Source organism: Arthrobacter sp. FB24 (genome assembly GCF_000196235.1).
Lineage (GTDB): Bacteria > Actinomycetota > Actinomycetes > Actinomycetales > Micrococcaceae > Arthrobacter.
In genome coordinates this window covers 857,914-882,944 of the sequence record NC_008541.1, presented here as the reverse complement: position 1 = coordinate 882,944, position 25,031 = coordinate 857,914, and the positions used below count along the sequence as shown (strand labels likewise).

At 66.0% G+C, this 25,031-nt stretch carries 22 protein-coding genes, 1 tRNA gene and 2 riboswitches; of the genes, 7 read left to right on the top strand and 16 right to left on the bottom strand.

Annotation, left to right across the window (positions count from 1 at the left end):
* Nucleotides 1–67 precede the first annotated feature (67 nt).
* The 3 genes from ARTH_RS04185 to ARTH_RS04175 are packed head-to-tail and all read right to left on the bottom strand — an operon-like array spanning nt 68 to nt 4,175.
* The gene (locus tag ARTH_RS04185) at nt 68–775 is read right to left on the bottom strand and encodes a hypothetical protein (protein ID WP_011690679.1); all 708 of its coding nucleotides are present in this window, start codon (nt 773–775) and stop codon (nt 68–70) included.
* Between the two features lie 14 nt (nt 776–789).
* Nucleotides 790–3,282 (bottom strand): DNA helicase PcrA, encoded by a 2,493-nt coding sequence (pcrA, locus tag ARTH_RS04180; RefSeq protein WP_011690678.1) that lies wholly within the window; start codon nt 3,280–3,282, stop codon nt 790–792.
* Between the two features lie 44 nt (nt 3,283–3,326).
* Nucleotides 3,327–4,175 (bottom strand): inositol monophosphatase family protein, encoded by an 849-nt coding sequence (locus ARTH_RS04175; RefSeq protein WP_011690677.1) that lies wholly within the window; start codon nt 4,173–4,175, stop codon nt 3,327–3,329.
* Nucleotides 4,176–4,243: 68 nt separating this feature from the next.
* Here ARTH_RS04175 and ARTH_RS04170 point away from each other — a divergent pair, with 68 nt between their 5' ends.
* Nucleotides 4,244–4,867 carry a hypothetical protein gene (locus tag ARTH_RS04170; RefSeq protein WP_011690676.1) on the top strand — a complete coding sequence of 208 codons (624 nt, stop codon included), beginning with the start codon at nt 4,244–4,246 and terminating at the stop codon, nt 4,865–4,867.
* Here the strand turns inward: ARTH_RS04170 and ARTH_RS04165 are convergent.
* Complete coding sequence (locus tag ARTH_RS04165; RefSeq protein WP_011690675.1) at nt 4,839–5,639, bottom strand: DUF998 domain-containing protein; 801 nt, start codon at nt 5,637–5,639, stop codon at nt 4,839–4,841. The two genes, ARTH_RS04170 and ARTH_RS04165, sit on opposite strands and share 29 nt — an antisense overlap.
* Nucleotides 5,640–5,724: 85 nt before the next feature.
* Between ARTH_RS04165 and ARTH_RS04160 the strand changes: the two genes are divergently transcribed.
* The 3 genes from ARTH_RS04160 to ARTH_RS04150 all read left to right on the top strand — a co-directional run bounded on the left by ARTH_RS04160 (nt 5,725) and on the right by ARTH_RS04150 (nt 6,724).
* Nucleotides 5,725–5,797 (top strand) — tRNA-Arg (locus ARTH_RS04160).
* A gap of 1 nt (nt 5,798) precedes the next feature.
* Nucleotides 5,799–6,317, top strand: a complete 519-nt coding sequence (locus tag ARTH_RS04155) for a DUF6314 family protein (RefSeq protein ID WP_011690674.1) — start codon at nt 5,799–5,801, stop codon at nt 6,315–6,317.
* A complete protein-coding gene (locus ARTH_RS04150) occupies nt 6,314–6,724 on the top strand; it encodes an NUDIX hydrolase (RefSeq protein WP_011690673.1) in 411 nt (136 codons plus the stop codon). Before ARTH_RS04155 ends, ARTH_RS04150 begins: the two co-directional genes overlap by 4 nt.
* Here the strand turns inward: ARTH_RS04150 and ARTH_RS04145 are convergent.
* Nucleotides 6,721–8,634 carry an ABC transporter ATP-binding protein gene (locus ARTH_RS04145; protein ID WP_011690672.1) on the bottom strand — a complete coding sequence of 638 codons (1,914 nt, stop codon included), beginning with the start codon at nt 8,632–8,634 and terminating at the stop codon, nt 6,721–6,723. The two genes, ARTH_RS04150 and ARTH_RS04145, sit on opposite strands and share 4 nt — an antisense overlap.
* Nucleotides 8,631–10,340, bottom strand: a complete 1,710-nt coding sequence (locus ARTH_RS04140) for an ABC-F family ATP-binding cassette domain-containing protein (protein ID WP_011690671.1) — start codon at nt 10,338–10,340, stop codon at nt 8,631–8,633. The genes ARTH_RS04145 and ARTH_RS04140 overlap by 4 nt, the downstream gene beginning before the upstream one ends.
* Nucleotides 10,341–10,522: 182 nt before the next feature.
* On the opposite strand from ARTH_RS04140, the gene ARTH_RS04135 reads away from it, so the two are divergent.
* A complete protein-coding gene (locus ARTH_RS04135; RefSeq protein WP_011690670.1) occupies nt 10,523–11,266 on the top strand; it encodes a hypothetical protein in 744 nt (247 codons plus the stop codon).
* Nucleotides 11,263–11,997 carry a hypothetical protein gene (locus tag ARTH_RS04130; RefSeq protein ID WP_011690669.1) on the top strand — a complete coding sequence of 245 codons (735 nt, stop codon included), beginning with the start codon at nt 11,263–11,265 and terminating at the stop codon, nt 11,995–11,997. Before ARTH_RS04135 ends, ARTH_RS04130 begins: the two co-directional genes overlap by 4 nt.
* Before the next feature lie 199 nt (nt 11,998–12,196).
* Here ARTH_RS04130 and ARTH_RS04125 read toward each other — a convergent pair whose 3' ends face one another.
* The 10 genes from ARTH_RS04125 to ARTH_RS04080 all read right to left on the bottom strand — a co-directional run bounded on the left by ARTH_RS04125 (nt 12,197) and on the right by ARTH_RS04080 (nt 23,512).
* Complete coding sequence (locus tag ARTH_RS04125; RefSeq protein WP_011690668.1) at nt 12,197–15,223, bottom strand: alpha-mannosidase; 3,027 nt, start codon at nt 15,221–15,223, stop codon at nt 12,197–12,199.
* 175 nt (nt 15,224–15,398) lie between these two features.
* The gene (gene fdhD / locus ARTH_RS04120) at nt 15,399–16,271 is read right to left on the bottom strand and encodes a formate dehydrogenase accessory sulfurtransferase FdhD (protein ID WP_043429406.1); all 873 of its coding nucleotides are present in this window, start codon (nt 16,269–16,271) and stop codon (nt 15,399–15,401) included.
* Nucleotides 16,272–16,342: 71 nt separating this feature from the next.
* Nucleotides 16,343–17,866, bottom strand: coding sequence for a molybdopterin molybdotransferase MoeA (locus ARTH_RS04115; protein ID WP_011690666.1), 1,524 nt, complete (start codon nt 17,864–17,866; stop codon nt 16,343–16,345).
* Nucleotides 17,863–18,234 carry a DUF6457 domain-containing protein gene (locus ARTH_RS04110; RefSeq protein ID WP_083812658.1) on the bottom strand — a complete coding sequence of 124 codons (372 nt, stop codon included), beginning with the start codon at nt 18,232–18,234 and terminating at the stop codon, nt 17,863–17,865. Before ARTH_RS04110 ends, ARTH_RS04115 begins: the two co-directional genes overlap by 4 nt.
* 60 nt (nt 18,235–18,294) lie before the next feature.
* The gene (gene mobA, locus ARTH_RS04105; RefSeq protein ID WP_011690664.1) at nt 18,295–18,912 is read right to left on the bottom strand and encodes a molybdenum cofactor guanylyltransferase; all 618 of its coding nucleotides are present in this window, start codon (nt 18,910–18,912) and stop codon (nt 18,295–18,297) included.
* A 45-nt stretch (nt 18,913–18,957) separates the two neighbouring features.
* Nucleotides 18,958–19,458 carry an HNH endonuclease gene (locus ARTH_RS04100; protein WP_011690663.1) on the bottom strand — a complete coding sequence of 167 codons (501 nt, stop codon included), beginning with the start codon at nt 19,456–19,458 and terminating at the stop codon, nt 18,958–18,960.
* Nucleotides 19,459–19,681: 223 nt separating this feature from the next.
* Nucleotides 19,682–20,446: an NlpC/P60 family protein gene (locus ARTH_RS04095; RefSeq protein ID WP_011690662.1), complete on the bottom strand. Its 765-nt coding sequence runs from the start codon at nt 20,444–20,446 to the stop codon at nt 19,682–19,684.
* Between the two features lie 139 nt (nt 20,447–20,585).
* Complete coding sequence (locus tag ARTH_RS04090; protein WP_232223576.1) at nt 20,586–21,170, bottom strand: C40 family peptidase; 585 nt, start codon at nt 21,168–21,170, stop codon at nt 20,586–20,588.
* A gap of 160 nt (nt 21,171–21,330) precedes the next feature.
* A riboswitch (cyclic di-AMP (ydaO/yuaA leader) is annotated at nt 21,331–21,508 on the bottom strand.
* A gap of 129 nt (nt 21,509–21,637) precedes the next feature.
* Nucleotides 21,638–22,459, bottom strand: coding sequence for a M23 family metallopeptidase (locus ARTH_RS04085; RefSeq protein ID WP_043429401.1), 822 nt, complete (start codon nt 22,457–22,459; stop codon nt 21,638–21,640).
* A gap of 3 nt (nt 22,460–22,462) precedes the next feature.
* Nucleotides 22,463–22,697, bottom strand: a riboswitch (cyclic di-AMP (ydaO/yuaA leader).
* Nucleotides 22,698–22,816: 119 nt separating this feature from the next.
* Nucleotides 22,817–23,512 carry a metal-dependent transcriptional regulator gene (locus ARTH_RS04080; RefSeq protein WP_011690659.1) on the bottom strand — a complete coding sequence of 232 codons (696 nt, stop codon included), beginning with the start codon at nt 23,510–23,512 and terminating at the stop codon, nt 22,817–22,819.
* Nucleotides 23,513–23,892: 380 nt separating this feature from the next.
* Between ARTH_RS04080 and serC the strand changes: the two genes are divergently transcribed.
* On the top strand, nt 23,893–25,023 hold the full coding sequence (serC, locus tag ARTH_RS04075; protein ID WP_011690658.1) for a phosphoserine transaminase: 1,131 nt from the start codon (nt 23,893–23,895) through the stop codon (nt 25,021–25,023).
* Nucleotides 25,024–25,031: the final 8 nt, after the last annotated feature.

Here is a 25,031-nt window from a genome sequence, read left to right as displayed (position 1 = left end):
GCCCGTTCCAGAGTACCTGTTATGTGAGTAAGGACACTATTCTATGGAGCGTAGAAAAACCGCTAGATTACGGGGATTTTGGCGCCTCTGACGGCGCCGCGGAGGGGTCTGCGCTGTCCGCGGAAATTAGTTCGTAACGGTCCCGGGAAACGAAGAAGCCGACGCCGGCCGAGACGTTTCCGCAGGCCACGCCGCCGTTGTAGGCCGAGCACCGCAGGCCGTTGCGCTCGAGGTTCTGTCCGTCTTCCAGTACCGGCAGCTGGGATATCGGCCCGTTTTTGCTGCCCTTGGGCCCGAATTCCGCCTCCATCTGGGTGATGCCGGAGCGGCATTCGCCGTAGCCTGCCTTGTCCGGCGTGAGCAACGCGGTGCCGCCGAGGTAGCCCAGGCCCGTCCCGGCACAATCATCCGTTACGTCCGCGGCATCGGGTTTGGGGTAAAAGGCGAGTTGGCAGTGCGCCACCGGGACGATAGCCAGCTTGTTGTTGGCGCCGTCGCTGTAGGCGTTCTGCTCATAGGGCAGGTTGACGTGCTCGCCGCGTGCCGAGGTCAGCGAGCAGACGGCGCTGTGGTCGGCCGTGACGAAGCTGAGCACGTCGCTGCCCGCAGAGAACCGGGTACCGTCAGCCAGAGGTGCCTGCTCGAGCTGTTCCAGCGCGGGAAGCGGCGGCGGCGGAACATAGTTCGGATCCTTCTGCGTAATGGTGCAGGAAGTGCAGGCCAGCAGGATGAGGGCGGCCAGGATCCCCGGTACAGTCCGTCGCATGCGCTCCATTATGCCTGCAGGGGCTACGCGTCCAGTTTGGTCAGCGGCGCGTACCTCAGCAGCAGCCGCTTTTCGCCGACGCTGAACTTCACCTTGGCCACAGTCTTGTCCCCGGCGCCTTCAACGGCCAGGACCGTGCCGTTGCCAAAGCTCGTGTGGTTGACCTTGTCCCCGACGCTGACCGCCACCACTTCTTTTTGCGGCTGGACGCGGTTCTTCGCGACGGCGGCCGGAACGTCGGCATTGAAGCCCGCGGAAGGGCTAGCCGCCTGGCCGCGGGCCGTGCCGGCGCCCCAGAACGAACCGCTGTACCGGCTGGACCCGATGGCGGCTCCGCTCCCCCAGCCGCTGACCTGACGGCTGGTGCCTTCCCGACGCCATTCCACCAGCTCGGCCGGGATTTCCTCGATGAACTGGCTGGCCGGATTGTATTGGCTTTGGCCCCACATGCTGCGGACTTCCGACCGCGTCACGTAGAGGCGCTTCCGGGCACGGGTCAGGCCCACGTAGGCCAGCCGGCGCTCCTCCGCGAGTTCCTTGGGATCCGTGGCAGAGCGCTGGTGCGGGAAGAGGCCGTGCTCCATGCCGGTAAGGAAGACCACGGGGAACTCCAGGCCCTTGGCCGTGTGGAGGGTCATGAGTGTGACGACGCCCAGCCGTTTGGCTTCCGCCACGGCGGCGTCGATGTCCGCGCCCGGGGCATCCGGTATCTGGTCCGCGTCCGCCACGAGGGACACCTGCTCCAGGAAGGCGCCGAGGGAACCTTCAGGGTTTTCCTGTTCGTATTCACGCACGACGGCGACGAGTTCGGCGAGGTTCTCCACCCGGGACTCGTCCTGGGGATCGGTGCTGGACCGCAGCCCGGCCAGGTATCCGGTCTGTTCCAGGACCGCTTCCAGGGCGGCCGCCGCACCGGAGCCGCTGGCCACCTCGGCGAGATCGTCCAGGAGTTTCACGAAGCCCAGCACCGCGTTGACCGAGCGGGTTGCCATGCCGGGCGCCTGGTCCGCCCGCCGTGCGGCGGCCATGAACGAGGTCCGTTCGCGTTCGGCCAGGGCTGCCACGGCGCCCTCGGCGCGGTCGCCGATGCCGCGCTTGGGTTCGTTGAGCACCCGGCGCAGGTTGACGTCGTCGTCGGGGTTCACCAGCACGCGCAGGTATGCGAGGGCGTCCTTGATTTCCTTGCGCTCGTAGAACCTCGTGCCGCCCACCACCTTGTACGGCAGTCCCACGCGCACCAGGACGTCTTCGATGGAACGTGACTGGGCGTTGGTGCGGTAGAAGATGGCGACATCGCCGGGACGGAGGTTGTCCTCGTCCTGCAGCCTGTCGATTTCCTTGGCGATGAACTGGGCTTCGTCGTGTTCGTTCTCGCCCACGTAGCCGATGATTTTGTGGCCTTCGCCCTCGGCGGTCCAGAGCCGTTTCTCCGGCCGGTTCGGGTTGCGGGAGATCACCGAGTTGGCGGCGGTGAGGATGTTCTGGGTGGAGCGGTAATTCTGTTCCAGCTTGATGGTGCGGGCGTTCGGGTAGTCCTTTTCGAACTCCACGATGTTGCGGATGTCCGCGCCGCGGAACGCGTAGATGGACTGGTCCGAGTCACCCACCACGGTGAGCTCGGAGGCCCCGGGACCTTCGCCCACAATTTCACGGACCAGCGCGTACTGGGCGTGGTTTGTGTCCTGGTACTCGTCCACCAGGACATGCCGGAAGCGCCGGCGGTACGATTCGGCGAGCGCCGGGAAGGCGCGGAACATGTAGACGGTTTCGGCAATGAGGTCGTCAAAGTCCATGGCGTTCGCCTGGCGCAGCCGCTGGGTGTAGCCCTTGAAGACATCGGCCACGGCGGACTCGAAGGGATCGTTGTGGTTGGCGGAGGACGAGTAGGAATCGGCGTCGATGAGCTCGTTCTTCAGCGCCGAGATCTTGTGCTGGATGGCCTTGGGTGCGAATTTCTTGGGATCCAGGTCAAGGCTCTTGGACACCTGCGTAACGAGGCGGAGCGAGTCCGCGGAGTCATAGATGGAGAAATTGGACTTCAGCCCAACATTGGCGGCTTCCTGCCGGAGGATGCGCACGCAGGACGAGTGGAAGGTGGAAATCCACATGATCTTGGCGCGCCCGCCCACCAGCGCCTCGATCCGCTCCCGCATTTCCGCGGCGGCCTTGTTGGTGAAGGTGATGGCCAGAATCTCACCGTGATGCGCCCTCCGCGTGGCGATGAGGTAGGCGATCCGGTTGCTGAGCACGCGTGTCTTGCCGGATCCGGCTCCGGCAACGATGAGCAGCGCCCCGCCGGTGTGCTTGACCGCTTCTTCCTGCTGGGGGTTCAGGCCCTGCAGGAGTTCGTCCACGCCGGGCAGCTTCGGACGTGCCAGTTCCCCCTCGGATTCCGGCCCGCCGTTGCCGTAGCGCGCCGGATCTTCGCCTGCCCCGGGGCGCGACTTGGTGAGCGCTGCCGCTTGCGGGGCAGCCTTGAACGGTCCGTCAGCATACGGGTCAAACAACATATCCATGGTGCTATAAGTCTAGGCGGTGGGGCCGACACTAACTTCCGTGGCTACTCCACCGAGCCCGATTCGAGGGCCGCGCGAAGCTGCCGGACCGCCGTCGTGCCTCCCGCGACGAACCACTCGAGTCCGTTGATCCGGACTACGTCGGCGGTGCCGCCGGCGGCAATCACGATTGCCTTGCCGGGCAGCCAGTCCCATTCGGGGCAGCTGTGCTGGAACCAGCAGTCCAGTTCGCCGTCGGCCACCCGGCCCAGGTCGCAGGATCCCGAGCCGAACATCCGCAGCGCCGCGGCGCCGGTGGCTGCAGCGTGCCAGGGCATGGCGCACAGCGGGTCCGCGAGCCAGGACGGGTGGATGTACGTTGCTGCGCCCTGCTCTGCCAGCGGCGTGAGGGTCCTGGCTCCGCCACCGTCGTGGAAGGAAGTGAGCCGTTCACCGTTAAGGGTCGCGGGGCGGGTGGTTCCGCCGAGCCAGAGCTTGTCCTCCTCGGGCTGGAAAATGGCCCCCAGGACCGTGCCGGCAGTGTCCTTGAGGGCGAGCGCGGAGCACCAGTACGTGGAGCCGTGCAGGAAGTTGTAGGTTCCGTCCACTGGGTCGATCACCCAGGTCCGGCCACTGCTCCCCTTCACGGAGGCGCCCTCCTCCCCCAGGATGCCGTCGTCCGGCCGGCAGCGGCGCAGCTGTTCGAGCACATAGTCTTCGGCGGCATGGTCGGCTGCCGTCACGACGTCGGATACCGACGTCTTTTGCTGCCCTTCCAGGCCGCCCTGGCGCATCATGAGGGCCAGCATTCCTGCTTCCCTGACCAGCGCTTCCGCCAGCTCGTAGTCGTCCAGGCCCGCGTTGAGTTCCGCCGCGCTGTGCCTGCCAAGTTTGTGTCTTCCCAGTTCCGTCACGCGTCCAGCCTATAGCTGGCCTTCGGCCAAGGACAGGTTCCAGGCACAGGACCAGCGATAATGAACGCATGGCCAAGACACCAGCACAGCGGATCAAGAAACACGGCGCCAAGGCGTCCGTTCCCCAGCACCATCTGCCGCCGGTGATCAACCCCACCACGCAGCGGACCCCGGAGAAGGCGCAGAACAACAGCAGCCTGATCCTCATTGCCGGCGTCGTGGCCAGCCTCTTCCTGTTCTGGTACCTGCATTTGCTGACGCTGAACCAGCTCACCCAGCTCTCCGGGGGCCTGCCCATGCCGGATTCGCTGATCGGGGGCTTTAACCAGGGGTTCGTGGACCAGCTGAGGTCGGCCATGAACGAGGAGGCGCGCGGCCAGCTCAACTACCTCCACAAGACGGCGGGCACCCTGTTCCCGCTGATATTCGCTTTCACCTGGCTGCTGCTGATCGGGACCAATGTTGCCCGCAAGGGGCTCCGTTGGGCGCTCTGGGCGCTCCCGCTCCTCTTCGCCGCAGTCCGGTTGTGGGGGAACGCCGCCATTGATTCGATGATGTCCGCATCAGCCGTCGACGCCGGCCAGGTGGCCCTCGCGTCCGCCCTCACCGTCGCCGGCTGGGTACTGCTCGTGCTGAGCCTTCTGGCCGGCGGCGCCGCCGTGTTTATTGGCCGGAAGCCCCGGAAGCAGTAGCCCGGGCTGCGGCCCGTGCGGCTTTCCGCGCCTTCAGTTCCTGACGCACGCGCTGGGCGATCACCAGCCCCGACGTTGCCAGGCCAACGGTCACCGGGTAGCCCATGAAGCGTTCCAGCGTGCCCGGTTCCGGGACATCCATGCCGGTCAGCCCGCCGACCACCAGCGCCCCGAAGGAAACAGCTCCGCAGGCGAGGATGAACCAGGCCAGGGGTGATTGCTTCAGCCACAACCACCCCAGCAGCAGCAGCGCCAGCGCTCCCCCCAGGAAGAACATCACGGCGCCGGTCAGATGCACGGCAAACCATCCGGCGTCTTCGGGCACCACCCCCACGATGATTGTCCCGGTTCCCGCGGTGAAGGTAAGGACCTTGGCCGCGAGGGCGGTGAACCACGGGACACGGTGGCCGGGACCGAAAGCGAGCCGGACACCGGGCCGGGCCGCCACGCACAAAAGTGCCGAGCTGAGCAGCAGCGCCCCCACCAGCATGCCCAGGCCCTGGACCACGAACGAGGCATTCATCACCGCGTGCAGCGGTGAGCACACATCCCGGCCCTCGTACACGGCGCACTGGGTGGCGCCGAGATCGCTGATGTAGCCGGTCCGCCGGTCATAGGGTTCGGGTCCTGCCCACGCCGCGATCACAGCCGACTCCGCCACGAAATACTGCAGCACGCTCAGCTTGGCCCACGCCCCGAAATACTCCCGGCTTGAGGCGATATCCGGCAGGAAGCCGGCCCGGTAGGAAGTTGCTGGTGTTGCTGCAGTCATGCCAAGAGCGTAGTACGGGCCGGCACCTTGTATGCTTGTATCCGTGCCCGAACAGGACGGCCTGTGCCAACCGCTTCGGACGCCCGCCCTCGTAGCTCAGTGGATAGAGCACGGCTCTCCTAAAGCCGGTGTCGTTGGTTCGATTCCAATCGAGGGCACTTGAACTTCCAGCCACAGGATGCAGCGCAGGAATTCGATCTGCGTGCCTACCTGCTGGGCAGCTGGTCCGTGGAACGTGCCCTGTGGGACCGCAGCACCGGCGCACGGGGCACTTTTACGGGCGTCGCCCGGTTCTCCGCGAAGGACGACGACGGCGGCCTCCACTTCCACGAAGAGGGCACCATGCGCTGGCCTGCTCCGGACGGCGGCACCTTCACTGGCACCGCAAGCCGTGACTACATCCTGCAGCCTGCCGACGCCTCCGATGCGATGGATATGACGTTCCCCGACGGGCGGCCTTTCCACCGGATGAGCTTCCGGGAAATGGCCAGGCAGGACAAGCACTGGTGTGATCCGGACACTTACCGCGTGACATACGCCCTCCGGGGCCCCGACGAATTCAGCTACACGTGGGACGTCCAGGGGCCCAGGAAGGACCTGCTCCTGGAATCGGTGCTGCGCAGGCTCGGTCCGGGCGAAGACCCTCCGGCCGCGGATGGGCTAGGGTCGGAGCCGTGAAAGACCGCATTGTTGTGTCCGCCGTCTGCGTCTATGACCATGCCGGCCGCCTGCTGACCGTCCGCAAGCGCGGCACGGACAAGTTCATGCACCCCGGCGGCAAACCCGAACCCGGCGAAACCGCGGCCCAGGCCGCCTCGCGTGAGCTGCTGGAAGAGGTGGGCATCGCCGTAGCCCCGGAAGACCTCCGGTTCATGGGCGTGTGGCTCGCCGACGCCGCCAACGAGGCAGCAACGGACATCGAGGCAACGGTTTTCGCCGCCCCGGGCACATGGAGCGCGCACCCATCAGCGGAGATCGCCGAAATCCGCTGGCTGGACCTGGCCGCCGTGCTGCCGCCAGACCTTGCACCGCTGCTGACGGACCACATCCTGCCCGCCCTCGCCGCGGGCCAGGGCCGGCCCTAGAACTCCGGAACGGCTTCTTCCACCACGGCGCTGGCCTCGGCGAACTGCGTGCGGTAGAGCTCCGAATAGCGGCCTTCCGCGGCGAGCAGCTCGGTGTGGGTGCCGCGCTCCACGATGGTGCCGTCCTCCACCACCAGGATCATGTCCGCGGCGCGCACAGTGGACAGCCGATGGGCGATGACGACGGCGGTGCGGCCCTCGAGCGCCGCCCCCAGTGCAGCCTGCACGGCCGCCTCATTGGTGGAATCCAGGGCTGCTGTGGCCTCGTCCAGGATCACTACCCGCGGCTGTGCGATCAGGAGCCGGGCGATGGTGAGGCGCTGGCGTTCGCCGCCCGAGAGCCGGTAGCCGCGCTCCCCCACCACCGTATCGAGGCCGTCCGGCAGGGACCGGATCATGTACTCGAGGCGGGCCCGGCGCAGCACATCCCACATGTCCTCTTCGGTGGCGTCCGGACGGGCCAGCCGCAGGTTGGACGCGATGGATTCGTGGAAGAGGTGGCCGTCCTGGGTCACCATGCCCAGCGTTGCCCGCATCGAATCGAAGGTGGCGTCACGGACGTCCAGGCCGCTTCCGGGCACGGTGCCACCAAGGCGCACGGCGCCGGAATCGACGTCGTACAGCCGAGACAGCAACTGGGCGATGGTGGACTTGCCGGCGCCGGAGGAACCGACAAGGGCCACGGTCTGGCCGGGTTCCACCCGGAAGCTGATGCCGTGCAGCACTTCCTCGCCGCCTCGGGTGTCCAGGGTGGACACATCCTCGAGCGAAGCCAGCGACACCTTGTCAGCGGAGGGGTAGGCGAAGCGGACGTCGTCGAACTCCACGGACACCGGTCCCGGCGGTACCTCCACGGCGTCGGGCTTCTGCTGGATGAGGGGCTTGAGGTCAAGGATCTCGAAGACCCGTTCGAAACTGACCAGGGCGCTCATGATCTCCACCCGGGCGTTGGAAAGGGCGGTGAGCGGCGCATAGAGGCGCGTGAGCAGCAATGCCAGCACCACGACGTCGCCGGCGGCCAGCTGCCCCTGCAGGGCGAGGAAGCCGCCCAGCCCGTACACGAGGGCGAGCGCCAGCGCCGAGACCAGGGTCAGGGCGGTGACAAAGGTGAACTGGAGCATGGCGGTCCGTACGCCGATGTCCCGGACGCGGCCGGCGCGGACGGCGAACTCGCGGGATTCCTCATCGGGGCGGCCGAAGAGCTTGACCAGCGTCGCACCGGGGGCAGAGAAGCGTTCGGTCATCTGCGTGCCCATGGCGGCGTTGTGTTCGGCGGCCTCGCGCCGAAGATCCGCCAGTTTGGAACCCATCCGGCGTGCCGGGATGAGGAAGATCGGCAGCAGGATCATGGCCAGCACGGTGACGAGCCACGATTTGCCCAGCATCACCACGAGCGTCAGCGCCAAAGCCACCACGTTGCTGACCACGCCGGACAGCGTGCCGGCGAAAGCCGACTGCGCGCCGATGACGTCGTTGTTCAGCCGGCTGACCAAGGCACCGGTCCTGGTGCGGGTGAAGAAGGCGATCGGCATCTTCTGGACGTGGTCGAACACCTTGGTGCGCAGGTCCACGATCACGCCCTCACCGATGGTGGAGGACAGCCAGCGCGTCACGAGCCCAAGCCCGGCTTCGGCGACGGCCACGACGGCGATCAGCACGGCCAGCCGGATCACCACGTCAACGCCCACGCCGGCGATGATGGCGTCCACCACCTGGCCGGCAAGGACGGGTGTGGCCACCGCAAGGACTGCCGTGACGATGGACAGCAGCACGAAGGCGATCAGCTTGTTCCGGTGCGGCCGGGCGAAGCCGAACACGCGCTTCAGCGTGGCCTTGGAGAACGGCTTGGAACCGCTGGAAGCCCGTGTGATGTTGTAAAGGGAGCTCCAGGCTACCCGGTCCATGCTCATCTTGGCTGGCCTTTCGTGACGCGTTCGTTGGCTCGGTCAGTGCTGCCGCGCGGCGTTCCTGCGTCGGCATGCTGTTCAGTCACCACACCGTTCTCGACATTCCACCGGACGTCCAGACGCACGTTTTCCAGCAGTCGCCGGTCGTGGGTCACCAGGAGCAGAGCGCCGTCGTAGCTTTCCAAGGCTTCTTCGAGTTGCTCGATCGCGGGCAGGTCCAGATGGTTGGTGGGCTCATCCAGGACCAGCAGGTTCACGCCGCGCGCCTGCAGCAGCGCAAGCGCTGCGCGGGTCCGCTCGCCCGGGGAGAGCGAGTCGACGGGGCGGGAGGTGTGGTCCGCCTTAAGGCCGAACTTGGCAAGCAGGGTGCGGACCTCCGCCGGGGTCAGCCCGGTCAGGACGGCTTCGACGGCGTCACCCAGCATGAGGTGCCCGGCCAGCAGGCCGCGGGCCTGGTCGATCTCGCCGACGGCCACCGAAGCGCCCATCGCCGCGTTGCCGGAATCGGGCTCCCGGATCCCCAGCAGGAGCCGCAGAAGCGTGGACTTGCCGGCCCCGTTGGGGCCCGTGATGCCGATCCGCTCCCCGGCGTTAAGCTGCAGGTTCACCGGTCCGAGGGTGAAGTCGCCCTGGCGGACGACGGCGTCGCGCAGCGTTGCCACCACTGCGCTGGACCGCGGCGCCTGGCCAATGCTGAACTGCAGCTGCCACTCCTTGCGGGGTTCCTCGACTTCGTCGAGGCGGGAGATCCTGGATTCCATCTGCCGCACCTTCTGGGCCTGCTTCTCCGATGATTCGGTGGAGGCCGCACGGCGGATCTTGTCGTTGTCCGGGCTTTTCTTCATGGCGTTGCGCACGCCCTGGGAGCTCCACTCACGCTGCGTCCTGGCGCGGGAGACCAGGTCCGCCTTGGTGGAGGCAAACTCTTCGTAGCGCTCCCGGGCATGGCGGCGCGCCACGGCGCGTTCCTCCAGGAAGGCCTCATAGCCGCCGTCGTACACCGCCACGGAGTTCTGCGCCAGGTCCAGCTCCACGATGGTGGTGACGCAGCGTGCCAGGAACTCACGGTCATGGGACACCAGGACCACACCGCCGCGGAGGCCTTGAACGAACGATTCAAGCTTGGCCAGTCCGTTGAGGTCCAGGTCGTTGGTGGGCTCGTCAAGCAGCACCACGTCGAAGCGGCTCAGCAGCAGCGCAGCCAGCGCCACACGGGCTGCCTGCCCGCCGGAAAGTCCCGTCATGAGGGCCTCGGGCCCCACGTCCAGCCCCAGGTCGGCAAGGACCGGTGCAATCCGCTCGTCAAGGTCCGCCGCGCCGGAGGCCATCCAGCGGTCGAAGGCCAGGGAATAGGCGTCGTCGGCGCCGGGGGCGCCCGAACCGAGGGCCTCCGCTGTGGACTCCATCTCCGCCGTCGCCTGGGCGCAGCCGGTACGGCGCGCCACGTAATCCGCCACGGTTTCGCCCGGGACGCGTTCGTGTTCCTGCGGCAGCCAGCCTACGAAGGCATCGGACGGGGCCAGGCTTACCGATCCTGCCAGGGGCTGGTCCACACCGGCCAGCAGCCGGAGCAGGGTGGACTTACCGGCGCCGTTTGCGCCCACAACGCCCACAACGTCGCCCGGCGCCACTGTGAGGGAAAGTTTTGAGAAGAGTGTGCGGTGGTCGTGACCGCCCGAAAGGTCTTTGGCAACAAGGGTTGCAGTCATTAGTCCATCCTCTCACTGCGGCCCAAAACGGCCTGAAGTGCCGCCGGGCATGGAAGAACCCGCTGGTCCGGACTTGGGGGGTGTACGGACCAACGGGTTCGACCATTTAGCATAGTTCATATACCCCCCGCCGTAAAATCGACTGACGACATCCGACCGACCCACCCTGCAGGAAGCCATTCATGCCACTCCCCGCCAAGGCGTTCCAACGCTGGCTTCACGGAATCGCGCCCCAGGCGAGCACTGCCGACATCTGCAGGATCTCCGGGGTCAAGCGGACCACCCTGGCGCAGCAGCTGGTCCGGGGGAAGGTGGCCGAAAGCACCGTTGTCAGCATCAGCCGGGCCTTCAACATCAATCCCGTATCGGCACTGGCCACATTCCAGAACTACAGCGAGCTGACCGGAAGCCCTCTACCTCCCACTGCCGCGGAGCTGGTCAGCCAGATCGCCACCACGGATCTGCTGAAGGCAGTCATTGCCCGCTCCGCCGGGGCGGGAGGGAGCGGAGCTGACCAGCCGCAGCCGGGCCCGCCCCTGACCACCGTCCCGCATGCGACGTCAGTCAAGAACTGGGTTGATGCGATCGACGACGGCGAGCTGCGGCACCGGGTTTCCTCGGCCACGGGAATCGCCCCGCAGAACTACTCCGCGCAGCTGACCGCCAACCGGCTGACTCCGGAGCTGGCCATTGCCACATCCAAGGCAGCAGGGGTGGGACTGACCGGCGGCCTGGTAGCCACCGGAATGATCACGGAGGCGGAGGCCGGGTGGCCCCCGGGCGCGAGGCAGGCAGCCCTGGATGCTTTGTCAGACGGAGAGCTCACCGCCCTGGCCGGCGACAGGCTGCAGGCATTGGGGAAGACGCTCAAGCGCCAAGAACAAGACCACGAACAAACCAAAACTATCTGGGAGAACCTGGGATGATCGAGATCCTGCAATGGTCCACCCTGGCCATTTGTTGTGCCGCGGCGTTGGCCCGCATTCCGAGTGCCGTGAGGGGTGAGAACAGGTCGCTCTTCTATATTTTCGTGCTGGCCACCCTCGCGATTCTCCTCAGCATCGACGGCCCCTACGTCGCCATCGACCAACTGCTCGGCGGCACCAACGTCACCAACCTCGTGCTTCGGTTCGTGATCTTCGCCGTCATCTTCTTCATTGGGCTGCGTTTCATCAGGGGCTTTGGCGCCGACGGGTCACGGCGCTGGCTCCTGGGACTGCCGGGAGGGCTTGTATTCGGCGTCATCGCTGCCGTCATGGTCGTCTTTTTCCTGATGATGGATTCGTCCGGATCCTCGGCGGGGCTTGTGGCCGTCTCCGGGCGGAGTGCCCGGAATGCCGAGCTTGTCGAGTACTACGGCGCTGCGGGACGAGCCTATCCGGCCTACGTTTCCCTGGTCCTTCTCCCGGCCATGGTGAAAGCCGTGGCCAGCAGGCTGCCGGCGCTGGTCCGCGCCGGCGCCCTGCTGCTGGCCGTCGGCGGCGTTTCCCTGGCCCTGAGCCTGCTCTTCCCGTTCATCCCGGTTCAGTGGCAATCCCTGAGATTCATCATCAATTACGGGGCGGCACTGTGCTTCGTCCTTGGACTTGCCGCCTTCTGGATTGCACGGGTCCGGGCAATGCAGCCGGGCGCGCGAAGGTCATCTACTGCAAAGTAGGCTTAGGTCTTTCACAAAATCATTAGAACGTGAGAGAATCATGAAAGTGTGAAAGTGACTGACGGCTGGCATCGAGAACGGGGACAATCCGTTCGACCCCGGGCGGCCACTGAGCGCTATTGGGGGGATGAGTGGTGGCGGGCCGTTGGGGACCGCCCCCACTCAGCCTGTTAAGGGCCGGACTACTCAGGGGCGGGGCTCAGCGGGCAAACCGCAGGGTGAGCAGCTGGAACGGACGCAACGTCAGCTTTGCGGAATCCCGGCCGGTTTCAACACCCGGGCCCGCAACCGGACGCTCCAGCAGGTCCACTACCTGCACTTGCCTGGTTTCGAAATTGGCTGTCACGATTCCCTCGGACCGCTCCCCCAGGGACTCATAGAGACGCACAATGACGTCACCGGAACCGTCCTCCGCCAGCTTTACCGCCTCAACCACGATTCCCTGGTTGAACACCGTGAACAGTGGAAGGACAGCGTTGGCGCCCCTCATGATCCGCGGGGCCAGGTTGGTCCGGTAGCCCTCCTCCACGGCGTCAGCAATGGCCGCCCCGGGCCTGATGGTCACCAGCAGCTCGTGCCGCCCGCGGTCGGCGTCGGGATCCGGATACTTGGGTGCGCGCAGCAGCGAGGTACGGACGGTAGTGGTGGTGCCGCCGTCGTCCCTCACGGTGCGGGTGACGTCGTGTCCATAACTGGAGGCATTGGTGACCGCCACGCCGTAACCCGGCTCCGCCACATGAATCCAGCGGTGGGCACAAATTTCGAACTTGGCTGCCTCCCAGGATGTGTTGGTGTGGGTGGGCCGGAAGACATGCCCGAACTGCGTCTCTGACGCCGAACGGTCTGCTCGCACGTCCAGGGGGAATCCGATCTTGAGCAGCTTTTCGCGTTCCTGCCAATCCACGGAGGTCAGGATGCCCAGCGAGCCGGAACCCGCCTCCAGCGAAATCCGCTGGGTGATCGCGGATGCTCCCGCCAGTCGTTCCACCACGACGACGGCGTCCCAGCCGCCCCGCTCGAGCGTCACCGAACGCGCTTCGGTCAGTGAGGTGACGTTGCGGCGGTAGAACTCGTCAATGTCCCACGCGTCCCACTCGTTGGGCGTATCGCGGTGTAGTTCCAGATGGTTCCCGTACTGGCCGGGGGCGATGGCATCGCGGCCGCTTGCGTGGTCGATGAGGGAAGTCAGGAGTCCGTTCGAGTCCAGCACGGCCCTGATCACGCCGTTGTCCAGGATGTATCCCCCGGCATGCTCGGTGACCGTCACCGGGTGGTCGCTCCGGACCGGTTCGGCGGCGGCAAGAGCGGGTACTCCGCTGCGTTCGTGCGGCGCGGCGTTCAGCAGGAACTCGCGGCTGCCCTCACCGAGCATGGCGCGCGCGGCATCGGCAATGATGGCTTCAAGGCCTTCCGCGATGGCCGCATAGTTCCGCTCTGCGTCCTGGTGGACCCAGGCAATGGAACTGCCGGGCAGGATGTCGTGGAACTGCTGCAGCAGGACCAGCTGCCACAGGCGCTTCAACTCGGCCGCCGGATACGCGAACCCGCCGGCGGTGCGCACTGATGCTGTGGCACACCACAGTTCGGCCTCGCGGAGAAGGTGTTCGCTGCGCCGGTTGCCCCGTTTGGTTTTCGCCTGGCTGGTGTAGGTCCCTCTGTGCAGCTCCAGGTACATCTCCCCCACCCAGACGGGCAGGGACGCATATTCGGCCTGCGCCTGCGTGAAGAAATTCGCAGCCGTTCCGATCCGGACCTTCGGCGACCCTTCGAGATCGGCCGTACGGTGGGCGGCGGCGATCATCTCCCGTGTCGGTCCGCCGCCGCCGTCGCCGTAGCCGAACGGGACCAGGGAGACGGTTCCGCGGCCGTGGTCCCGGTAGTTGCGTTCCGCATGTGCCAGTTCCCGGCCGCTCAGCTCCGAATTGTAAGTGTCCACGGGCGGGAAGTGGGTGAACAGCCGCGTGCCGTCGATTCCTTCCCAGTTGAAGGTGTGGTGCGGCATCCTGTTGACCTGGTTCCAGGAGATCTTCTGGGTCAGGAACCACTTGCTGCCGGCAGCCTTGACGATCTGCGGCAATGCAGCCGAGTAGCCGAAGGAATCGGGCAACCATGCCTCCCGGCACTCCACGCCAAACTCGTCGAGGAAGAACCCCTTGCCTTCGATGAACTGCCGGGCCATGGCCTCACCGCCCGGCATGTTGGTGTCGGATTCCACCCACATGCCGCCGACCGGCACGAATTTGCCCGCTTTGACCTTCTCGCGGATCCGGCCGAACAGCTCGGGGTAGAACTCCTTCATCCAGGCGAGCTGCTGCGCGGACGAGCAGGAGAAAACGAAGTCGGGAGACTCGTCCATCAGGGCCACGACGTTGGAGAAGGTGCGCGCGCACTTGCGGATGGTCTCCCGGACGGGCCACAGCCACGCCGAATCGATGTGCGCGTGTCCTGTGGCGACCAGCTGATGGGCGGAGGCATACGCCGGACGGGAGAGAACCTCAGCCAGGGCTGCGCGGCCTGCCGCGGCGGTGCCGGGAATATCGTCCGGATCCATGACGTCCAGCATCCGTTCCAGGGCGCGCAGGATCTCGTGGCGGCGCGGCAGTTCCATCGGGAGCTCATGCATGAGTCCGCTGAGCGTCCATACGTCCTGCTGCAGTTCCCACACCGTCTGGTTGAGCTCGGCGATGGCCATGGCGCCCAGCCGGTATTTGGGGTCGCTTCCCGCTGTTGCCTTGTCACCGTAGGGCATGGCTGCGAAAGTCCACCCCTGGGCAACATCGGGGTTGGCGGCGGCCTCCACGTAGAAGTCCACTGCCATCCCGCTGCCGAGGAGCTTCAGTGGAATGTACTGGTTCCGGGGCGAGATGGCCTTGATGATGGTGCCGTCCGGCCGCCAGGCGATCCCTTCGCACTGAAAGCCCGGGAGCTCCCGGGTGAACCCCAGGTCCACCACTATTTCCACCGCGGTATCGGGAGCCGTGCCCCAGGAATCGGGCACCTCACCCTGCAGCCTCAGCCATTTGGTGCTCCAGGGGCGGCCCCACGCCGATCCGTGTTCCAGCGGCACGAAGTCGTGGCGCAGGGCCTCCAGAACGGAGACAGGCTCGTCCGGAACGTCCCAGGCGCTGAGGTTCAGCGGAACGCTGCGGGAGTACACCGCAGGGTCCACGCGTTCGCGCATGAAGCGGTCCAGACGGACTTCCGTGATGCGGCGGTCGTCGTGCAATGTAGTCCTCTTTAATGCCTGTTGTGTGGAAGCTGACAGCTGGTGCACGGTATGCGCCCGGGCGTTGGGTTCAGCTTATGCGCAAGCCCTTGAACTCAGCCGAAGGAGCGGATCGGCGCGTCCATTCGATGGATAAAATCTACTGCGCCGGGCCCAATAAACCAAGCATTCTGCCCTAGCTCGGCACGGGGGCGGGCGCCGTGACACGGTGGTCTCCGGCATAAACGTTGAGGGTGGACCCCCTGCTGAAGCCCGCCAAGGTCATGCCGCTGGCGGCGGCAAGTTCAACGGCCAGGCTGGAAGGGGCGCTGACGGCCGCGAGTACCGGAATCCCGGCGAGCGCCGCTTTCTGAACGAGTTCGAAGGATGCCCGGCCGGAGACCTGCAAAACCGTCCCCGCCAGCGGCAGCAGCCGTTCGCGCAGGGCCCAGCCCACCACCTTGTCCACGGCGTTGTGGCGTCCCACGTCCTCGCGCAGGCACAGCAGCTCCGCACCGCCGTCGTCGGTGATCCGGAAAAGGCCGGCTGCGTGGACACCTCCAGTGGCGTCGAAGACGGCCTGCGCCGCACGGAGCTTGTCCGGGAGTCCGGACAGCGTCTCCACGGGCACGGTCAGCGGATCCGCCGCCGGGCTGAAATGCGACGACTTACGGACGGCGTCGATGGAATCGGTGCCGCAGATGCCGCACGAGCTTGACGTGAAGATGTTGCGTCCCCGCTCAGGCAGGACGACGTCCGGCCTGAGCTGCGCTTCCACGACGTTGAAGGTCTGCACTCCGTCCTCATCCTCGCCCGCGCAGAACCGCAGGGAGATGAGTTGCTCGGCGTTCCAGATGATGCCCTCGGACACCAGGAACCCGGCCACGAGGTCAAAATCGTCGCCGGGCGTTCGCATGGTGACGGTGAACGGGAGCGAGCCGAGCCTGATTTCCAGCGGCTCCTCCACGGCCAGGACATCTTCCCGGTGCCGCACGGGGAATGCGAGGGACTGGGCTGAGCCGTCCAGGACGAACCTGTGGATCTTGCGGCGTTGCGTCATGCGGGCCACGATGCGCTCCTTAAAGTGCGGGATATGACCATCATTGCAAGCCCGGACCGCCTTCACCAGCCGGGACCGTTTTAGCCGAGCAGCGCACTCCAGTCCACCGGCCCGTCCGAGGCTGAGGGCTTTCGCGGGGCCTTGCGGGGAGCGGCTTTGGCCTTCGCGGCGGCGGGTTCCGCAGCCTGGATCGGAGCGCCCCAGGGCAAGGCGAAGGCGGGCACCGCTTCGCCCAGCTGGACGCCGTGCGGCGGAACAACAAGGACGCCGTCGGCAGCAGCAAGACCGCGCATCATGCCGGGCCCCGCGTGCCGGGCAGGGGACGCCATCCCGTACAGCAGCCTGAAGGGCATCAGCCGGGTCCGCCCCGGATCAGCCTCGATCATCGCGCCGCAGGGCACCTCATGGACCGGAGGGAGGGTTCCGTGGCCAAGGGCGGCGAGCAGGGGCGCGCCCACCGTGCAGAGGGCCATCATCGCGGCAAGGGGATTGCCCGGCAGGCCAAGGATGAAGCGGCCGTCCGGCAGCTCGGCGAGGACGGCCGGGTGTCCCGGGCGCATGGCGATGCCGTCGATCAGCAGGCGGCCGCCCAGTTCCGCGACTGCACGGCGGAGGTGATCAGTCCCGGACCGGCCGGTTCCGCCGGTGGTGATGACGACGTCGGCAGGCGCTTCTTCCGCTACCGGCTCTTCCGGCAACAGCACGGAGCCGTCATCCGGCACGGTCTTCTCCGCCGGACCGGCCGATTCCGGTCCGTCGTCTTCCAGGGCAGCCAGCCATTCGTCGTAGCCGTCGCCTATTTTCTTTTGCCCGGCGCAGATCCCACCGAGCATCTCGACCACAGCCCCAAGCTGCGGGCCGAAGGTGTCGCGCACCTTGCCCGGAGCAGGCAGGCCCGCGGTAACCACCTCGGAGCCTGTCAGCAGGATCCTGACCACAGGTTTCCCCTGCACCCGGAGGGAGTCGTGGCCGGCCAGTGCCGCGAGGGCCAGGTGGGCCGGGTTGAGGACTGCCCCGCTTTTGACCAGGACGTCACCGGCGGCCGCTTCCTCGCCTGCCTTCCGGATGTGCTGGCCGTTCTTCGGTTCACCGGGCCTTGCTGCGCCACCAAGGGCAAGGATGGGGAGCCCCTCGTCGTCCGTCGTGATCATGCCGCTTTCGCTGCGGAGCACAGCCTTGGCCCCTGGTGGTATGAGGCCGCCGGTGACGATGGGACTGGCCTGGTGCGGCGCAAGCCTCTGGCCGGGTTCGGCCAAAATCCAGGGCCCCGTCCCGTTCACTGCCCAGCCGTCCATGGCGGATGAAGCGTAGTGGGGCATATCCTGGAGCGCCGTAATATCGGCAGCGAGCGTCCGGCCCAGCGCACTCCTGAGCGGCACCGGTCCCGGCGGAATGGGTGTGGCGCAATCGAATGACCTCTGCCGGGCTTCCTGCCAGGTGTGCGCCAAATGGGTGTGCCCGGCATCGTGGGATCCTGTGTCGGCCTCGGGCGCACCGGTGCCGGCACCGGCTTCAGCCGCGCCGGGTGCGGTGCGGCCGGAGGATTCCCCGTGGTCAGGAACGTCGCTGGCGGCGTCACCGCCGTCCGGCGGCGCAGCCGTCATGCGCCGGTGGTCCCGCTGTTGGTGGACGGTCCGGAGGCCTGATCGGTCCGAACCGGCTCAGAACCTGACACGGCAGGCTGCCCGGGCACAGCCGGCTCCACTGCGGCATAGTCCATGGCAAGCGCCCGCGCCACGCCCAGGGCGGCCTGCATGGAGACCGCATCAGGGGCCTGCCCGGAACCTGTCGCCATTCCCGCCGCGAAGCCGGCGATGAAGGTCGTCAACGGCGCCGCCGGCCGCACGACGGAGTGCGCAGCCACACCGGCCAGCGCGAGTACTTCATTGACATCAACCTCGACGTCCTCCAACTCGAAGGCTTGCAGCAGCGCCCGGCACCAGTCCTCCAGCGTTTCGTCCTGGCTTTTCACTGTTGCCTCCAAACTCAAAATTCGGTTGCGGTGCCACCGCACGGTCCCACCGACGGCGGCTCAAGACCCTTGGCGGGACACCCCTAGCGCGGTGGCATCGTCCCAAGTATCCACGTCATCCGTGGCACCGGCGGGGACGGTAACAGTCCGCACGTCAAGCCTAGCAAGGAGGGCGAACACTGAAGCTCCTGCAAGCCCCCCGCTCCTGTCCATTTCGTCTACGGAACGTTGTAGCGCGGCTGTGCCATAAAGGCCTGCGAGGGGTTGTTTGCAGCCGTCAGGGGAAATGGACATGACACCATCCGGCCCCGTGGGGTCCGGGCCATGGTCCGTAAGGGCGGCCCTAAGGGCGGCAACCGCCTGATCCGCCTTGGGCATGTCGCAGGCCAGAATCAGCGTCATCGCGGCCCGGAGCGGACCGCGCGCCCGTTCCAGTGCCGCCAGACCCGCAGCAATAGCCGCGGCAGGTCCCGAAAAGGCAGGCTCCTCGCGGCAGGACAGGACACCGGCAGGCAGTTCGCCGGGATCCGGGCCGACGACCACGGCGGCGCCAGCTCCGGCAGCCGCCGAAAGCGACCGCGACAGGAGGGTGGCGCCGTCGTACATCAGCTGGGACTTGGGCACGCCACCCAGCCGCGATGACCGGCCGCCCGCCAGGATTAAGGCATCAAACTCCACAAGGCAAGCCTAGCCATTGAGGCGGGTCTGCGCAGGGGTGACGCCTCAGGCGGCGGATTCTGGCAGAAGGAAAGGGTCCCAAGCGGGGGTGGGCTTTTCCAGCTCCTTGATCTGCCAGATGGTGCCGTGCGGAGGCGCGGGCACGAACCTGAGCTTCCAGCCCATCTCGGCCGGCGTGTGGTCGCCCTTCACGTTATTGCACCGAAGGCAGGCGGCCACAAGATTTTCCCAGGAGTCCGCACCGCCCCTCGATTTCGGGTGGACGTGGTCAATGGTGTGTGCTGCCTTACCGCAGTAGGCGCAGCGGTGGGCGTCACGGCGCAGGACGCCCCGGCGGCTCACCGCGGTGGTTGTGTTGTACCGCGGCCGGATGTAACGGTTCAGGAGAATCACGGACGGGCGGCCCAGAATCTCCTGCGGCCCGACGACAGGATCGTCGCCCTCGGCCACTACGCTAGCTTTTCCGGTCAGCACAAGAACCAGCGCCCGGCGGAAGGTTACAACCGCCAGCGGTTCATATCCAGCATTAAGAACGAGAGTGCGCATGCACATACCTCTTCACGGCCGCACCCGTCAGGGGCTCGAGGGCCGGCTGCCCTCTGCTTGTCCGGGCTATGGATCGACAACACAAGAGTAAACACTCAAGTGGCCGATCACCGAATCGGTCCTTTACCATACACCCCGTGTCGGCAAAAATTCACCTGCCGGAAACGCAGAAGAACCCCTGCCCGGAGGCAGGGGTTCTTCCGGCAAGCGTCAGCTGGAGGCTTTAGCCGCCAACGCGGATGAAGACCGGGCCGGAGCCGACGTTGACGCTGAACAGGGAGGTGGTTCCACCGTTCCAGCCACCGTGCACGGCCTGGCCGTTGCCGACGTATACAGCGATGTGGGCCATGCCCATGCCGCCGTTCTCGTAGTATGCGAGGTCGCCCGGCTGTGCCTCGGCTGCACTCACGGTGCGGCCCAGGGAAAGGTAACCGGCCGGCCAGCCGTGGTAGTTGATGCCTACGGCTGCAAGCGCGTTGGTGGCGAGGGCCGTGCAGTCCTGGGCAACACCGAGCTGGGCGTAAGCCGCAGCTGCGATCGAGGCGCCGTTTCCGCTGGCAGCAGCGGGGGCCGCCGGGGCCGCCGGCGCTGCCGGGGCGGATACGGTCTCTGCAACGGCAGCCGGAGCGGCCGCGGGAGCAGCTTCCTGGACCTCAACAACCGGCTTCGGAGCCTCAACGACCGGAGCCGGGGAGGTGGAAACAGCCGGCTTCTCGAAGGAGATGGCGATGCTGGATGCAGCCGAGATGTTGGCCGGAGCGGAAGACTGGACTTCCAGGGTGGAAGCAGAGGTTGCTTCGCGCTGAACATTGGTGTCGGCAGCGTTGGCTGCGATACCGCTCGTCAGGACCAGACCGGAGGCAGCAGCGATAACCGCAGCCTGACGGCCCATGCCACCGGCGTTGTCGCCGACGGCCTTGGCAATGACAGCAAGCGAGTTGGTCTTAGTAACCTCGGCGCGATGCCGTGCGATGGCACGTGTAGTCATTAGTTCTCTCTTTCGTTTTCCTCAGACTGCATGGCAGGCCGCGGTTTTTGGACGCTCCGGCATCTTGGGGGTAAGCCGGAACGGCCCGAACAGGGTTTTTAGCGAAGAACGCGCGCTTCAGCGAAGGGAAGCGCGTGTTTTAGCGAAGCGTGTAGAACGCAGAAGTGCCCGTGGCGGACACAGCGTGCAGGAGAGTGCCCTGCGAGGGGTTGAGCGCGCTGATCATCATGCCGTTGCCGACGTAGATGCCAACGTGGGCGCCGCCGTTTTGCATGACAAGATCGCCCGGCGCCGGTGTGGCGGTAGGCGTCATGGCTGTCCATGCGTTGGTGCGGGGGATGCTGATGCCGGCCTGCGCGTAAACCCACTGGGTGAAGCCTGAGCAGTCCCAACCGCTGGGAGTGGTGCCGCCCCAGACGTACGGGCTGCCGATACCGGTGTAAGCGATAGCAGCGAGGCCCGATGCTGCTGCGGAAGATGCGGCGTCAGCAAGCTTGCTTGCCTTGGCCTCTCCGGCAGCCTCAGTGGAGGTCTCGCTGGCGTCCGTACCGGTGGACTGTGCCCGAACGGTTTCAACCTTGGGCGCTGCCTTCGTGGTCACTGCCGGACGCTCGAAGAAAACAGTCGCTGTCGGTTCTGCAGTTACGGTCAGCTGGGCCGACTGTGAGCCGGACTCCGTCGAAGCGGAAACGCCCAGGTTGGTATCGGCGGCGTTTGCCGGCATCCCAACACTGAGGATCAGTCCGGAAGCAGCTGCAATGACAGCCGCCTGGCGACCTACGGTCCCGGCGTTGGCAGTAACAGCCCTGGACACGGAGTTCAACGGGTTCGTACGAACCGTTTGCGCGCGGTGGCGCGCAGAATTGTGACGTGTAGACACGAAGGTAGCCTCTCCCAATGCCTACGAGGTGAGCTGTCGGATTCGGATGGGAGTCACCCGGCCGCTCGGCTTCCTGGGAAGCGTTGCGACTTAACCCCAAGGTCTTCTTGCGAAGACCAAAATTGGTTCCCCCGCCTCTGCCAGACGATGTAATGCGAACGGACCTTGAGCGGTGGCAGAGTTAGGCAATCCACTCAAGAGCGCCAACTTCGGAAAAGTTGGCGTGCTCTAAACGGTACAGGAATTCCGAACGAATGTCACATTCAGGTCACGGCATGTCACAGGGATGCGAGAGTGACCCATCGTTTGGATCAGAGCCAGCCGAGCGGGTCGACGACTTCGCCGTTGACCATCACTTCGAAATGGAGGTGGCAGCCGGTGGAGGCGCCGGTGGTCCCGCTGAGCGCCACCACATCGCCGCGGTTGACCTTCTGGCCGACCTGGACACTGGACGACGAGAGGTGGTTGTACGTGGTTTCCAGGCCGTTGCCGTGGTCAATCACCACACGGTTTCCACCGCCGTAGGGGTGCCAGCCGGAGAAGGTCACGGTTCCGCTGGCGGCAGCAAAAACGCTCGTGCCGCACTGGGCCGCGTAGTCCTGGCCGCGGTGGAACTCGCCGGCTCCGCCCGTGATCGGGCTGACCCGGAAGCCGAAAGGTGATGCGGTGACCATCTGTTCCAGCGGCGCGCCCAGGCTGCCGGTGGATGCCGCGCGGGTGATGGTTCCGGCTGACTGCGCGCTCAGCAACTGCTTGAGCTTGCCGTCCGGATCCCCCTTGGTGGCTACGGTGGTCCGGTTGAAATCGATCTTGGCGCTGGCGGCCGCGGAGACCTCCGGCTGGGCCGCGACTGATGCGGCGGCGGTATTCGCCGTGTCTGACGTGGCGACCATGGGGCTGGTTGACGGGACGGTCACGGTGAGGACCAGTCCGGTGGCGGCTAGCGCAATGCCTGCCTTCTGACCCACGCCGCTCGCCGAGGCGAAGTCCGTCACCTGGCTGAACAGGCTCCGGCGCCGGCGCGCATCACGGTGTGCGTCGCGCGGCCTGACCGTCATTACGGCTTCGGCCACGGGGTACTCCGAAGCGGGACCGGTCGCCCTGCGGCGGCCCCTGACGGTCTGCGTGGTCAAGAATTATCCTCTCTGGGAAGCCTGCGGAGTTAGCTGTCGGATTCGGGTCAGAGAGATCAAAGACCCGGTCCGCCAATGCAAGGCATCCGACACAGGGGTATCCCAAAGGAATCCTTCGTCGGAGGTGCTTTGCCGCTGACGGACTTCACCCCAAGGCCGTCTTGCAACGGCCGGTTGTGGTTCCCCCGCCTCTGCCAGGAGGTGATTCGTACCGTGATCCGCTGGCAGAGCTCGGCTTCGGATCAGGTAACGCTTTAGTATCGGCGCTAGTCCTCAACTATAGGTGATTAATCAGCGCGGTAATAATTCCGTTATCTGCGTCTCAGTGCGTTGTAGGTGGTCCTACAAGGTGCGCGGTTAGCGGACCGTAACAAATACGTGGGCTGCCACTTCGGGCGGCAGCTCCAGTGCACCTTCGATCTCGGGTACGCGCACCGAGATGTACTCCCCCACGCGCTCCAAAGACAGGGATGCCCCCGGACGGATGCCGCCTTCATCAAGCTGCACCAGCAGCTCCGGCTCAACCTGGATGGGCTCGGCCAGGCGGCTCACGGTAACGCGTGAGTCGACCCCGTATCCGGCCATGGCGTCAAGCAGGTTCACCACGCCGTCGGTAAACGCCGGAGCGGGCTGGCCGCCGAGTGCCGCCAGGCCGGGAATGGGGTTGCCGTATGGGGAAACCGTGGGGTGGTCCAGAAGCTCGAAAATGCGGCGCTCAACCCGCTCGCTCATGACGTGTTCCCAGCGGCACGCTTCGTCATGGACATACGCCCAGTCGAGGCCGATGACGTCGGCGAGGAGCCGCTCCGCAAGGCGGTGCTTGCGCATGACTTCGGTAGCCCGTTTCCGGCCCGTTTCGGTGAGCTCAAGGTGCCGGTCGCCCGAAACAACCACCAGTCCGTCGCGTTCCATCCGGCCAATGGTCTGCGAAACGGTGGGTCCGGAGTGGCGGAGCCGTTCGGCAATCCGCGCACGGAGAGCAACGATGTTCTCTTCCTCAAGCTCCAAGATTGTCCGAAGATACATCTCCGTGGTGTCGATCAGATCCGTCATCCAGCTCAGCTCCTCGAGCACAGTCCTTGCGTCAGTCCCACCGTACCGCGCGGCAGCGTTTACCGTTGGCCTTGGCGAAGTGGACCTGCATCCACCGATCAGCCTTAGGGGGAACGGCCTCGCGGCATCAGCCCGCCCGCATCGCGGCCCGCTATACGTCAGGGACCAGCTTAGCCTATTTTGAATTACTCCGGATAATTCGGCGCGGAGCTTCACATGGACGGGGCGGCTACCGCCTCAGGGATGTCTCAGTGACTGGACTATGACGGATACCGTTCCGTTCCCCGCTGGCGCGTCAGGCAGAATATAGGGGATCCCCCAGCAGGAACCCGTGCATTGCCGGGCCTCTCCCACGTCCACGCCGATAAATTGGAGCCATTGTGAGCGACAGCAGCATCACTATCCCCGCCAACCTCCTGCCCAAGGACGGACGGTTCGGCGCCGGGCCTTCAAAGATACGCCCCGAGCAGATCGAGGCCCTGTCTGCCGCCTCCGCCACGCTTCTTGGCACCTCGCACCGCCAGGCTCCGGTCAAGAACCTCGTAGGGTCCGTCCGCAACGGCCTGAGCGAGTTCTTCCGCGCGCCGGACGGCTACGAAGTCATCCTCGGAGTGGGCGGCTCCACCGCGTTCTGGGATGTCGCGGCGTTCGGGCTGGTGGACAGCAAGGCCCAGCACCTTTCCTTTGGCGAGTTCGGTTCCAAGTTCGCCTCCGCCACCAACAAGGCTCCGTTCCTGGACGCATCCTCCATCCTCAAGGCCGAGCCTGGTACGCGGCCCGTAGCCCAGGCGGAAGCCGGCATTGACGTTTACGCCTGGCCCCAGAATGAGACGTCCACAGGTGTCGCTGCCCCCGTCACGCGGGTTGCCGGGGCGGATGAAGGATCGCTGGTCCTGATCGATGCCACCTCCGCTGCCGGCGGCTTGGACGTCGATGTGTCGGAGGCTGACGTGTACTACTTCGCACCGCAGAAAAACTTCGCGTCCGACGGCGGCCTGTGGCTGGGCCTCTTCTCCCCCGCCGCCCTGGAGCGCGCTGCACGGATCAAGGCAAGCGGCCGGTGGATCCCCGACTTCCTGGACCTGCAGACTGCCATCGACAACTCCCGGCTCAACCAGACCTACAACACCCCGGCGCTGGCCACCCTGGTCACCCTGGACGCACAGGTGCAGTGGCTGAACGCCAGCGGCGGCCTCGACTTTGCCGCGGCCCGAACCGCCGACTCGGCCGGACGCATCTACTCCTGGGCAGAGACCTCCGAATACGCCACGCCGTTCGTTGCCAAGGCCGAAGACCGTTCAAACGTGATCGCCACGATCGACTTCGACGATTCAATCGACGCTGCGGCCATCGCAAAGGTTCTCCGCTCCAACGGGATTGTGGACACGGAGCCGTACCGCAAGCTGGGACGCAACCAGCTGCGCATCGCCACCTTCGTGGCGATCGACCCGGACGACGTCTCCGCTCTCCTGTCCAGCATCGACTACGTTGTGGGAGAACTGCGCAAGTAAGGAACCAG

Bases quoted from the DNA above. Each gene is read 5' to 3' on its own strand.
- ARTH_RS04135 (WP_011690670.1), top strand. From the start codon at position 10,523: ATGCCACTCCCCGCCAAGGCGTTCCAACGCTGGCTTCACGGAATCGCG.
- ARTH_RS04130 (WP_011690669.1), top strand. From the start codon at position 11,263: ATGATCGAGATCCTGCAATGGTCCACCCTGGCCATTTGTTGTGCCGCG.
- ARTH_RS04170 (WP_011690676.1), top strand. From the start codon at position 4,244: ATGGCCAAGACACCAGCACAGCGGATCAAGAAACACGGCGCCAAGGCG.
- ARTH_RS04090 (WP_232223576.1), bottom strand. From the start codon at position 21,170: ATGCCGGCAAACGCCGCCGATACCAACCTGGGCGTTTCCGCTTCGACG.
- ARTH_RS04080 (WP_011690659.1), bottom strand. From the start codon at position 23,512: ATGACGGATCTGATCGACACCACGGAGATGTATCTTCGGACAATCTTG.
- ARTH_RS04095 (WP_011690662.1), bottom strand. From the start codon at position 20,446: ATGACTACACGTGCCATCGCACGGCATCGCGCCGAGGTTACTAAGACC.
- ARTH_RS04185 (WP_011690679.1), bottom strand. From the start codon at position 775: ATGGAGCGCATGCGACGGACTGTACCGGGGATCCTGGCCGCCCTCATC.
- pcrA (WP_011690678.1), bottom strand. From the start codon at position 3,282: ATGGATATGTTGTTTGACCCGTATGCTGACGGACCGTTCAAGGCTGCC.
- ARTH_RS04115 (WP_011690666.1), bottom strand. From the start codon at position 17,866: ATGACGGCTGCGCCGCCGGACGGCGGTGACGCCGCCAGCGACGTTCCT.
- ARTH_RS04165 (WP_011690675.1), bottom strand. From the start codon at position 5,639: ATGACTGCAGCAACACCAGCAACTTCCTACCGGGCCGGCTTCCTGCCG.
- ARTH_RS04140 (WP_011690671.1), bottom strand. From the start codon at position 10,340: ATGACTGCAACCCTTGTTGCCAAAGACCTTTCGGGCGGTCACGACCAC.
- ARTH_RS04100 (WP_011690663.1), bottom strand. From the start codon at position 19,458: ATGCGCACTCTCGTTCTTAATGCTGGATATGAACCGCTGGCGGTTGTA.
- ARTH_RS04145 (WP_011690672.1), bottom strand. From the start codon at position 8,634: ATGAGCATGGACCGGGTAGCCTGGAGCTCCCTTTACAACATCACACGG.